The sequence below is a fragment of the Methanofervidicoccus sp. A16 genome (genome assembly GCF_003351865.1).
Taxonomy (GTDB): domain Archaea; phylum AGJL01; class Methanococci; order Methanococcales; family Methanococcaceae; genus Methanofervidicoccus.
This window is the reverse complement of record NZ_CP022242.1, coordinates 438,475-449,985: the sequence shown is the minus strand read 5'-3', so window position 1 is coordinate 449,985 and position 11,511 is coordinate 438,475. Positions and strand designations below refer to the sequence as shown.

Sequence of the window (11,511 nt, the reverse complement as noted above, 5' to 3'; positions counted from 1 at the left end):
ATTTTAAAAAGAAGATTGGAGGGGAATAGCCCTCTGAATATCTTCCACTATAGTGGATTACTAGAATAAGATCTCCTATCTTACCTAAGTGTTCAGAAAGATCCTAGAATATTTAATAGTTTTTATATAGTTCTATACTGATTATTTTAATCATGATTTTTATTATTAAATGATTATCATTTTCATTATTCTTTTAATCACTACTGATGGGAACTAAGGTCTTTAATAATTATTGTTCTTATCAGAATTTTTTTGATGAGAATTAGGGTTTTATTTTTTATATTTAATTAGGGTTCTAATTATTATTACACTTATTTTAATGAAAAGTAAGATTTTTTATTACATAAAAATTAATTTTTCTAGGTACCTGATTTATCTCTAAATCATAAAGATCTTACCTGAAAACTCTCTATCTGATAACTATGATACCAGTATTTATTAAGTTAAAGGACTTTAAAGTATGTATTTTTGGGTTTGGAGAGGTAGGTAGAAGAAGATTGAATAAAATAATATCCGGAGAACCAGAAAAGATAACTCTGTATACTAAGGAAGAGATAGATAGAGAAACAAAGATGTACTATAAAAATATCTGTAATATCGAGTTTATAACCTGTAATGTGGAGGAACTAACAGAGGAAGATATTGAGAAGATAATAAAAGAGCATGATTTTATAATAACCGCTATAGATGAGAAAAACAACAGGAGAATCGTCAATATAGCCAAGAGATTTAGAAAATTTATAAACTCTTCCACATTTGAGAAAGACATTAATTTTATAATCCCTGCCTACTGCTATAAAGATGGAATATACTTTGTCGTATATACTCAGGGAAAAAGTCCTTTGATAGCGAGAAATATTAGGAAGTTGGTAGAGAACTATATAGAAAATCATAGATACGAGATAGACCTCCAGAATTGTCTAAGAGATTTTTTAAAAGAGCATATTCTATCCCAGAGAGATAGAAGGATGATTTTAGAGGAGGTATTTAGAAATAAAGAATTTAAAAAAGAACTTTTAAATTTAATAGAAAAGTATAGAAAATAGGCTGATAAAAATGCTCAAAATAGCGATTTAAGTATAGTCTCTATTTTTCATTAAATCTTGAGGAAAGTATGCCCTTAGGGGGAAGGGATAAAATAAATAGTTATAATTAGTTATATTCTGAATACACTACCAAAAATAATATAATATTATGCAAAAATTTTACCAATAAACTTTTTGAGTCTTTATTTTAAATTTTTTATAATTTTTATAATTATAATCATTAACGTTTTTTATTTAATATTGGAACAGTTCTATCAATTATTTTAGAATAAACATTTATAAAGATAATAACACTGAATTAAGAGAGAAATAAAATTTCTACTGACAGTTATTATATCCAAGTCATTGCATATTATAAGCATCATAGGGGGTTCTATGAGATTGGAAGAGATAATTGACTCTATAAGGAACTTTGAAGGAGTTGTTAGAAAGAGAAGTATAAAAGAGGTAGTCTCCAATTTTAATTTCAATGATGAAGACTACAAATTTGATATAATAGCCACCTTTGGAGAGGATGCTGCAGTAATAGCTATCAACGGTGAGGATGCTATCTTATTGGCTGCAGATGGTATATGGGATAAAGTATTGGAAGTAGATCCCTGGTGGGCAGGATACTGTTCTGTTCTGGTTAATGTCAACGATATAGCAGCCATGGGTGGTAAACCTATAGGTATGACAAGTATAATCGGTGTAAAAAACTGGGATGTATGTAGAGAGATCCTTAAGGGTATAAGAGACGGTATAGATAAGTTCGGTATTCCTATGGTAGGGGGACATACACATCCCGATGCAAAGTGCAATATTCTCGATGTTTCTATTACAGGTGTTGTAAACAAGAATAGTATATTAAGGAGTGATAGTGCAAAAGTAGGGGATAAGATAGTCTTTGCCTACGATCTAGATGGTAAGGTCCATGAAAAATTCAACCTCAACTGGGATACTACCACTATGAAACCAAAAAAACTTGTAAGAGATCAATTAAGGGTCCTTGAAATTATTGGAAAAGAAAAACTGGCTAACTCCTGTAAAGATATAAGTAATCCAGGTGCTTTAGGTACCTTGGGGATGCTCCTCGAAGTGTCCAGGAAGGGAGGTTATGTGGATATAAGGAAGATACCGAAACCTGAGGGTATTCCAATTGTTCAGTGGTTAAAGATGTACCCTGGATGTGGATTTGTATTCACAACACCTGAGGAGAAGGTGAAACCTCTCAAGGAGATACTGGAGGATGTTAATATAACTGCTGAAGTTTGTGGAGATGTAGTTAAAGAGAGGAAACTTGTAATAGGAGATGGAGAGGAAAAAGGGGTTTTATTTGACTTTGAGAAGGAGTATATCTGTGGATGTTAAACATCCCTTTTCTCTATAACCATTATAGACCTATCACAACAGGTGAAGCAGGGATCACAACTTGTTATAATTACCTCTGCATCGGACACGTGATACCCTTTAAGTATCTCCTCCATACAGGCTAAGTTGGTCTCTGTGGGGGTTCTAACCTTCGAGTGGATAACTCTGCCTTCACTGTTCACACCGTAGGAGTAGTATACCTGCCCTCTCTGGGCTTCATTGTAAGTATCTATAGGTTTAAACTCTGTTATTTCATACTTGGGATTGTAAAACTTCTCAGGTAGATGGTAGAGACCTTTTAATGCCTGCTTTATTATCTTGGTACTTTCAAAACACTCGTACATCCTTACAAGTATTCTGGATAGAACGTCTCCATCGTCTAGCAGAATCTCCTCAAACTCAAAGGGGTCGTACTCTGGTACGTACCCCATCTTCCTCATATCACACCTTATACCACTACCTCTGGCTGTAGGTCCTAAGGCATGATACTTTGCAGCAATCTTTCTATCCATTACACCTATATCTTTCATACGGGAAATTAGTAGAGGGTCCCTTAAGGTCCTATCTAGAAGTTTCTCCATCTTTTCGTCAAATCTATCCATTCTTTCCATTAAAGAGGGAATACGCTTATCTGGAATATTGCACCTTGGTCTAATCCCTCCTATTATAGGACAGGAGTACTGGATCCTACTTCCACTTATCTCAAAGAGTGTCTGAAGTATAGGTTCCCTGATCATGAAGGCCCTCATTGCCATGGTTTCATGTCCCAATACCTCGAAAACATGACCAAAGAGTAAAGTATGAGAGTGTAATCTCTCCAACTCCTCAACTATCACCCTTATATAGTTGGCCCTCTCTGGAACCTCTATATTGCATCCCATCTCAGTAACCCTAACTGCACACCATAGATGGATGTGGGAACATATACCACATATCTTCTCTGTTAGAATAGTAGCCTTCTCTGGAGGTAATCCCTCCATCAGTAGTTCTACTCCCCTGTAATTAACTCCAATTGTAAGTTCTGCATCTTTTACTATCTCGTCCTCTATGAATAATCTCAATCTGTGGGGTTCAAGGATAGAAGAGTGGATAGGTCCTATAGCAATCTCTCCCTCGTACATAGTACCACATATTTATAATGATAAATAATGATAAAAATTATTTGAGGTAATATATAGTATTAAAATCTTTTCTATAATTATAGGGAGAACATGTACAAGCAGGTTATCGTTGTCAGAACAGATCTAAACATGGGTAAAGGAAAGATAGCATCTCAGGCATGCCATGCGTCCATCGAAGCATTTATAAAGGCCCAGAAGGAATGTCCAGAGGTTGTGGAAAAGTGGTTAAGGGAGGGACAGAAAAAGGTTGTAGTCAAAGTAAATTCTGAGAAAGAACTTATGGAGGTATTCCGGGAGGCCTGTTTAGAGGGACTGCCCTGTAGTTTAATAAGAGATGCTGGAAGAACCCAACTGACACCTGGAACATGTACCGCAGTAGCCATTGGCCCAGAGAGGGAGGAAAGGATAGATAAAATAACTGGGAGGTTGAAACTACTGTAGAGGGGTTTGTAATGGATCTTATGGCTATCTACAATAGACTCCTCTCCTATTTTGGACCTCAAGGTTGGTGGCCTGCTGAAACTTCCTACGAGGTTGTAGTTGGAGCCATACTAACTCAAAATACCTCCTGGAGAAATGTAGAGAGGGCCATAGATAACCTTAAGAGGTACAACTTACTAGACGAAAGGAAAATACTAGAAATGCCCCTGGAGAGATTAAAGGATCTTATCAGACCTGCAGGGTTCTATAATATAAAGAGTAGGAGACTAAAGAGTACCACAGAGTATATAGTTAATAACTACGGCAGTACAGAGGAGTTAAAAAGATGCGATAAGGATCTCCATAGATTAAGGGAAGAACTTCTCTCCCTTAAAGGAATAGGTAAGGAAACTGCAGATACTATACTCCTTTATAGTCTAGATAGGCCTATATTTGTAGTAGATAACTATACAAGGAGGATATTTAGCAGATATGGAATGATAGATAAAAACATGGATTACGATAAAATACGTATATTTTTTGAAGATAATATTCCGAGAAATGTAGAATTCTATAAGGAATATCATGCTCTTATAGTACAGTTGGGAAAGACTCTGTGTAAAAAGAGACGTCCTCGATGTATGGATTGCCCGTTATTTAAGGAGTGTAGGAGGTTAATTGAATCTTTATAATTGATGTTAATCATAATTAAATTAAAGTTAACTATAATAATAACTAAAATAAAGATTGTAGTGTTATTTTTATAATTTTTATTTACGGGGATATAATGGGATTTTTAGATAAGATATTCAATATATTCAAAAAAGGTCCAAAGATCGCTTATGCAAGATCCCAGAGTGTAGATCTCATAGAGTTGAAGAGGAATCCATACTATATAGTTGCATCTGTTGAGTTGGGAAATACCACAACAAAATCCATAATTACAGCAACTAATATGGATACAGGTATTACCTACATTATAAGTAAGTACGTTAGAATGACCAGGGACGTAAGACCACCAAAAAAGGGGGAGGAGGTATTTGGGAAAACCCTTTGGGGGGTAGAGTTAACTAAAGGTGCAGTTGCAGATATGGTGAAGGATGTACTACTTGGAGCACTAAAAAAGGGAAACCTTACAGTGGATGACCTCCACTTCGTAGTTAGGAGTACTGGGGTTACTGCAGGATTTGCCACTCCAGAGGAAGTATCCAACATGATAATAGCCCTTGCTGAAGGATGTTTAAAGGCTGGAGTACCTCCATCAAAGATGACTCCTGCCATGAGTAAAAGTCAACTTCCAAAACCTTTTGATAAGTACAGCCTAATGGATAAGGTAATATTTGACGGTGCAGTTACAGGAGTAGTACCTCCAACTGGTAAGGAGGTTGTGGCCAACGAGATGGAGGGTGAATTAGTTACTGCAGGGATAAAGGTAGGGGCGAAATGGACCCATGTGGATTTCAGAAACCCATGTATGAGTATAGACTTCGGTACAACCCTTGCAGGTAGGATAACAGATGACAGTAAGCCCTATGCACATGTTGTTGGCAACCTCTGTGGCCTTGCTGGGGCTATTGCAGATAGTATTGTTAGAGGTAGTGGATTAGTAAGTAAGGACAAAGGTGCAGTGTTAGATATAAAAGATAAGGGAGGCGAGGTAAATAGAGAACTTGCAGAAGAGTATGGGGAAAAGATACATAAGTATATAAAGATCTGCGAGGTTCCTAAGGGTGTAGATAGATTTGGAACTGTGCCTGTAGATCCAAAAAGTGCAGAAAAGGCAGGAACAATTCTTATAGGCTGTGATGTAGGAGAGAATGGAAGTGATCTACCTAAATTAGAGGAAATTGGAAGGAACATCCTAGAGGAGAGTAACGTTCCAACCTTACTCTATACCCTGGATATAGTATCTTCAAAGATAACTGAAAGACTGGTAAAATTAGCAAGAGATAAGGGCCTTATAAGTGATAAAAGTGCTATTGGAATAACTGGAAGGGCTGGAATAACAGGAGATAAACCTAGGTTGGTATTGGAGAGATTAAATGAGTTGGATATATGGGACAAACCTGAGGATAACGTAGTATTCGTTGAGGATGGCCTTGCACTGGGAGCCAGTATTATGGCAAGATGTATGAACTGTCTAGGTACTCCACAGAATCCAGTTGGAGGGAATAGAGGTGATAGATGTATACTAGGAGAGAGAAGAAAATGGCAGAAAGAGAAAGGTATGATAAGATAGAGTTGATCAGTTATTATTTTTAAAAATTTTATTAAAAAATAAAAAATACAGATTATTATTCTCTTAGGGATTTAAGGAGGTTATAAAATTATTTATTACTGTTCTTTTTTCTATATGGTTTAATACTCTCCATAAACCTGAATTTTATATACATAGGATGTAGAGGGATATTTTCAACCTTCTCGTTGTAAGGTTCTGCCTTAACTACTATAACCTTACTTTTACTGTCATTGAGAGATTCCTCTATTACTCTTCTCAGATCATCTTCCTGAAACACCTCTACAGCATCTATTCCACAGGCCCTTGCTATCCCACATAGACTGGTACTCTCTGTATGTGTCCTCTGATTACCTGTAGAGCCGTAAACTGAGTTGTCTATAACGTAGAGTATAAAGTTATCTGGCTGTGTGTATCCTATAGTAGATAAGGTACCTAAGTTCATCAGTAGGGATCCGTCTCCCTCTATGGCTATTACCTTCTTATTCAGGGATAGGGCCAAACCTAGGCCTATAGAGGAGCAGAGACCCATAGAACCTAACATATAGAAGTTTTCCGGCCTATCCTTTATATGATATAACTCCTTACTTGGAAACCCTATATTACAGACCACTATCTCATCCTTTATATACTCCATAAGTATCCTTATAGCATCTATCCTCCTTAACAATACAATCACCTTAGTTCCTATACCTCTCAATTATCTCTTTTAGTTTCAAAATACCCTTATGTATTCCAGTGCCTATAAGTACCCCCTGAATGCCCATATTGTAGCACCTCTTTAGATCCTCCTCGTCTCTTACTCCACCACCTACATATACAGGATTCTCTACATTCTTCATAATCTTTTCCACTAAATTCCAATTTACACCTCTCTGAGTACCTACAGAGGATATATCTAACACTATTAAAGGAATAGATTTGTCCAATCTATTTAAAATCTCCTCTAAGGTATAACTCATAGGATTCAACAACTTACCATCCTTAAAATCTAGACTAAGTATTATATCTTCTTCCTCTAAGAGGTCTAAATCTCTCAAGGTCTCTGTCCCTAAGATGATCTTATCACATATATTTAAGGATCTAAGACTCTCCAGTTCCAATTTCGAGGTAATACCTCCATCTAAAATCTTATGTCCCTCTATCTCCTTTATTATATGAAAGTTGTTGCCCTTCTTCATTATAGCGTCTAAATCAGCAATGTATATCTTTTCTGCTCCCTCCTCTCTATATCTCCTTGCCACCTCTAGAGGATTTGAGGAGTTGCATAAAACTGTTTTTAATGGTCTGTAGTTTTTTCTATCCCCTCCTCTACCACAAACTGCTATACCGTTCATTATATCCAGCACTGGAACAATCTCCATAGTGACCCCCGAAAATAGTGGTTAATTAATATAAGCTGTGGATATATATTAATAATGACATTATAGTCCTCAGCAACAAATAATTAAAAAATAATAATTAATTAGTATTACCCCACTTCCTATCAAGACCGTGATTAAAAAAATAATAAAAAACCTCAATTCCCATCAAAGTAATGATTTAAATAAAAAAATAATAAAAACTGAAAAAATATTAAAATAATATTAAAAATAATACTTTTAATAAAAATTAATAATAACAACCTGCTAAGAAGGATTTACTCCACTTCCATAGTATCTTAGAGCGTCCCAGGAGGAGATTATTTATCTCTTATTTTGATTTTAATATCTTCTTTTTATACTTTCTATTTTTATGATTATTATTCTTATCAGAATTTTTTTGATGGGAATTAGGGTAATAAAATAAAATAAATTCTGAAGGGATAGAGATAAAAAGTAAATAACCTTAATTCCCATTCTAAACAATAATTTAAATAATAAAAATAAGAACAATAAAAAAGACTGGAAAAAAAATATTGAAATATTATACCTTATAATAAAATATTAAACCTTAGTTCCCATCAAAGTGGTAATTAAAGAATAATAAAAAGATAATCATTATAATAAAAATTATTATGAAAATAATCAATACAAAAACTATTAAATACCCTTAGGATCTTTCCGAATCTTTAGATAATATTATGAGATCTTATTCTGAATTCCTGTATTAAAAGAGATATTCAGAGGATAATTCTCCTCCAATCTTTTTTTAAAATTTTTGTATCTGGGATTAATAGAAGTTTTTTATTTTTAATTTTTTCTTATTTTTTTTTTATCTTATTATTTTTATAATTCTTATTATTTTTTAAACTATCCTTTTGATGGGAATTAGGGTAATATTAATAATAGCAACTTATTAAAAAAGGATCTACTCCACTTCCATAGCATCTTAGAACATTCTAGGAGAGATTATCTATCCCTCATTTTGATCTAAATACCTTCCTTTTATACTTTTATTTTTTATAATTATTGTTATTCTTATCAGAATTTTTTTGATGGGAATCAAAGTTCAGTATTTATTGTATAATCTTAAAAATTATAAATACCATGAAAAAAGAAGTAGAATATCATCATTAGTATAGGGAATATTGGGAGATATTTATCTTTTTTAATATATTTATCACTTTATTTTTTTATTTTTAATAATTATTATTTTTACACTATAAAAACGATGAACATTTTTTAAATTAAATTAATCTTGTTAAGACATTAAAATAAACTATAATGGTGAACGTTGATGGTTAAAAATATAAACATAGGTATATTTGGGCATATAGACCATGGGAAAACAACATTGGCAAAGGTTCTAACGGAGGTCCCTTCAACATCCTCCTTAGATAGACTACCAGAATCTAAAAGAAGAGGTATTACCATAGATCTTGGGTTCTCCTTTTTTAAGTTGGGAGGCTATCTCATTACCTTAGTAGATGCCCCTGGACATGCAGATCTCATAAGGGCCGTAGTTGGTGCTGCCGAGATCATAGATCTAGCCCTCTTAGTGATAGATGCCAAAGAGGGACCTAAAACCCAAACTGGAGAGCACCTTTTAATACTAGATTACTTCAATATACCTACTATTGTGGTAATAAATAAAATAGATGTTGCATCCCAGGAGGAAATTAAAAGAACTGAGGAATTCATGAGAGCCATACTTAACTCAACAGAAAATTTAAAGGGGAGTAAAATACTGAAGATATCTGCAAAGGAGGGTATTGGAATAGAGGAATTAAAGGATACTATTAGGGAGATGTTAGATAGTATGGAGATAATAAGGAACACTGAGGACTTCTTTAAGATGCCTATAGATCATGCATTTCCAATAAAGGGGATCGGTACAGTTATCACAGGTACTGTACTTAAGGGAAAGGTAAAAGTGGGGGATGAGTTAAAGGTTCTACCATTGAACAGTACTGTAAAGGTTAAGAGTATTCAGAGATGTAAGGAGGATGTAGGTGAAGCCTCTGCAGGAGATAGAATAGGAATGGCTGTTCAGGGAGTAGATCCAAAAGAGTTATTTAGGGGATGTGTCCTAACGTCCCTAGATACTAAGTTAAAGGTTGTAGATAGTATAGTTGCAAAGATAAGAATATCTCCTCTATTTAAGTACCCTTTGAAACCTAGGATAAGAGTACATTTAAATATAGGAATGTTAGTAATACCTGCAAGGATAATACCTTTTAAGAGGATGGAGATAGACGGAAATATGGAGAACATCATCCTAAGAGAGGTTAAAGGAGGAGAGGAGTGTTACTGTGCATTCCAATTGGAGGAAAAAACTGTAGCAGAGATAGGGGAGGATATACTTATAACTAGATTGGATCTACCACCTACAACCTTAAGGATATGTGGTAAAGGTGAGATAGTAGATTTTAAGAGGGTTGAAGAGTTGAATATTAAAAGGGTAATCTCTAAAGTGGGGTGGATAAAGATAGATAAAAATAGAATACTTGTTGTAGGTTTGGCCAACTCTAAGGAGGAGGCTGAGAAACTTATTGGATCTAATGTAGTAGTCCCTGAAAAAAATATTAAAGGGAGAATAAAGGGAACCTTTGGAACTAAGGGGTACTTAGTGGCAGAATTTGATGGAGAGGTGGATAATAGGGATGAGGTTCTCTTAAGGAGATTGATAAGGTGGAGATGATGGAGGAAACATCTAAAAGTACAGTTGAGGCTCCCTCTAAGGTTATACTTTTTGGAGAACATGCTGTAGTTGAGGGTTACGGTGCTATTTCCATGGCTGTAGATCTAAAAACTAGGGGGAGGATCTCCCATAGTGAAAAGAATATAGTTATAAATCTGAAGGATTTAGGGAGATCCCTTACCTTGAATATAGAGGATATTTCCACATTAAACCTAAGAAACTATAATAGAAGTGTGAAATATGTCTTATGTGCAATTAAATCTATAGTAAATTACTTAAAAGATAAAGGATACAAAGATTTTAAACCATTTAAGTTAGATATATCCTCCGATATTCCTGTAAGTTGTGGTCTGGGATCCTCTGCCTCAGTGGTTGTCACTACTATAAAATCTTTTTTACTTGCTAATAATATCTCTATCCCAAAAAAGGAGTTGTGTAAGATATGTTTTTCTGTGGAGAGGGAGGTTCAAGGAAGAGCCAGTATTACAGATACTGCAACTGTTATCTACAACAGTGTTTTGAAGATCAAAAACAGTAGTGATTTTGAGATTTTGGAAGGTACTAAACTTTACAAACTCCTTAAAGACTGTCATTTTTTATTGGTTCATGTTGAAAGAAGGAAGAAGAAAACTGCTGAACTTGTTAAGGAGGTTGCAGGTCATCCTAAGAAGGAGGAAATATTCAGATCTATAGGAAAGATAGTAAATGAAGTTGAAGGTATATCTACATGGGAGGAATTGGGAGAATTAATGATAAAAAACCATGAACTACTGAAAAAGTTAGGAGTTTCTACAACAAAGATGGACAAGGTTGTGGAGTTAGGTAGTAGATACGGATACGGTGCAAAACTCTCAGGTGCTGGAGGTGGAGGTGTTGTTGTAATACTTACAGATGAGGATAGAAGGAAGGAACTGTTAGGATCTCTAAGAGAATTGGGAGTATTAGATGTATTTGAGTGTAAGGTAGGCGTTGATATTATTAATAATTACTAATTACTAATTCCAATTAAAAAATCCCTGATAATAAATAATTATGATAATTATTATAAAAATAAATATAAAAGATAATAAATATATAAAAAGAAAATATAAAAAAGAAGGTTATTAAATCTGATAAAGTCTTTAAACACTCTGGATAGATACTAAAAAATATGAACAGATAAATACCTCCTTAGAGTAGTGTATATCCTCCTAACAGGATGAATTATTTATTAATTTCTTATCATTTTTCAGTTTTTATCCTTTAAATTATATTTTGGTGAAGATTAAGGTTTATT

At 34.3% G+C, this 11,511-nt stretch carries 10 protein-coding genes; 7 read left to right on the top strand and 3 right to left on the bottom strand.

The window, feature by feature from the left end; translation table 11 throughout:
• Positions 1–422 precede the first annotated feature (422 nt).
• Both CFE53_RS02120 and CFE53_RS02115 read left to right on the top strand, forming a co-directional pair.
• A complete protein-coding gene (locus CFE53_RS02120) occupies positions 423–1,046 on the top strand; it encodes a bifunctional precorrin-2 dehydrogenase/sirohydrochlorin ferrochelatase (protein ID WP_148120256.1) in 624 nt (207 codons plus the stop codon).
• Between the two features lie 375 nt (positions 1,047–1,421).
• On the top strand, positions 1,422–2,396 hold the full coding sequence (locus CFE53_RS02115; RefSeq protein ID WP_148120255.1) for a methanogenesis marker 2 protein: 975 nt from the start codon (positions 1,422–1,424) through the stop codon (positions 2,394–2,396).
• On the opposite strand, the gene CFE53_RS02110 is transcribed toward CFE53_RS02115, so the two are convergent.
• Entirely contained in the window at positions 2,393–3,517 is a 1,125-nt protein-coding gene (locus CFE53_RS02110; protein WP_148120254.1) for a nickel-dependent hydrogenase large subunit, read from the bottom strand. The genes CFE53_RS02115 and CFE53_RS02110 overlap by 4 nt on opposite strands.
• Before the next feature lie 90 nt (positions 3,518–3,607).
• On the opposite strand from CFE53_RS02110, the gene pth2 reads away from it, so the two are divergent.
• From pth2 to CFE53_RS02095, 3 genes are all read left to right on the top strand, one after another.
• Positions 3,608–3,958 carry a peptidyl-tRNA hydrolase Pth2 gene (gene pth2, locus CFE53_RS02105; protein WP_148120253.1) on the top strand — a complete coding sequence of 117 codons (351 nt, stop codon included), beginning with the start codon at positions 3,608–3,610 and terminating at the stop codon, positions 3,956–3,958.
• A gap of 11 nt (positions 3,959–3,969) precedes the next feature.
• Positions 3,970–4,629, top strand: coding sequence for an endonuclease III domain-containing protein (locus CFE53_RS02100; protein WP_148120252.1), 660 nt, complete (start codon positions 3,970–3,972; stop codon positions 4,627–4,629).
• 95 nt (positions 4,630–4,724) lie between these two features.
• The gene (locus CFE53_RS02095) at positions 4,725–6,176 is read left to right on the top strand and encodes a methanogenesis marker 14 protein (RefSeq protein ID WP_148120251.1); all 1,452 of its coding nucleotides are present in this window, start codon (positions 4,725–4,727) and stop codon (positions 6,174–6,176) included.
• 88 nt (positions 6,177–6,264) lie between these two features.
• Here the strand turns inward: CFE53_RS02095 and comE are convergent, their stop codons facing one another.
• Both comE and CFE53_RS02085 read right to left on the bottom strand, forming a co-directional pair.
• The gene (comE, locus tag CFE53_RS02090; protein ID WP_371678271.1) at positions 6,265–6,810 is read right to left on the bottom strand and encodes a sulfopyruvate decarboxylase subunit beta; all 546 of its coding nucleotides are present in this window, start codon (positions 6,808–6,810) and stop codon (positions 6,265–6,267) included.
• Between the two features lie 43 nt (positions 6,811–6,853).
• On the bottom strand, positions 6,854–7,537 hold the full coding sequence (locus CFE53_RS02085) for a HisA/HisF family protein (RefSeq protein WP_148120250.1): 684 nt from the start codon (positions 7,535–7,537) through the stop codon (positions 6,854–6,856).
• 1,294 nt (positions 7,538–8,831) lie between these two features.
• Between CFE53_RS02085 and selB the strand changes: the two genes are divergently transcribed.
• A complete protein-coding gene (gene selB, locus CFE53_RS02080; RefSeq protein WP_371678165.1) occupies positions 8,832–10,235 on the top strand; it encodes a selenocysteine-specific translation elongation factor in 1,404 nt (467 codons plus the stop codon).
• Positions 10,235–11,227: a mevalonate kinase gene (gene mvk / locus CFE53_RS02075; RefSeq protein ID WP_148120248.1), complete on the top strand. Its 993-nt coding sequence runs from the start codon at positions 10,235–10,237 to the stop codon at positions 11,225–11,227. The genes selB and mvk overlap by 1 nt, the downstream gene beginning before the upstream one ends.
• The last annotated feature ends 284 nt before the right edge of the window (positions 11,228–11,511 follow it).